Origin of the sequence: Staphylococcus sp. HMSC14C01 (genome assembly GCF_001808085.1) — a bacterium.
GTDB lineage: Bacteria > Bacillota > Bacilli > Staphylococcales > Staphylococcaceae > Staphylococcus > Staphylococcus hominis.
This window is the reverse complement of sequence record NZ_KV792020.1, coordinates 21,818-22,061: the sequence shown is the minus strand read 5'-3', so window position 1 is coordinate 22,061 and position 244 is coordinate 21,818. Positions and strand designations below refer to the sequence as shown.

The window sequence follows — 244 nt, the reverse complement described above, 5'->3', positions numbered from 1 at the left end:
CAAACACCGGGTGCAACAACAGAAGAAAAAGAAGCCGCAAAATCAAAAGTAGACGAAGCTGCAGTAGAAGCAAAAAATAATATTAATCATACAGAAATAAATCAAGCTGTTGATCAAGCAAAAGAAGATGGTGTTACAACAGTTAGTCATATTCAACCAAATATAGTTAAGAAAATAGCAGCAAAGACTGCAATCGATGAAGTAGCTAGAATTAAAAAAGAAGCGATTGATCAAACACCGGGTG

At 35.2% G+C, this 244-nt stretch carries 1 protein-coding gene; it reads left to right on the top strand.

The genetic code is table 11. The features are described 5' to 3' along the window. Nucleotides 1-244, top strand: a 244-nt coding sequence (locus tag HMPREF3131_RS02435) for a DUF1542 domain-containing protein (protein ID WP_141738169.1), incomplete at both ends; no start/stop codon positions are given.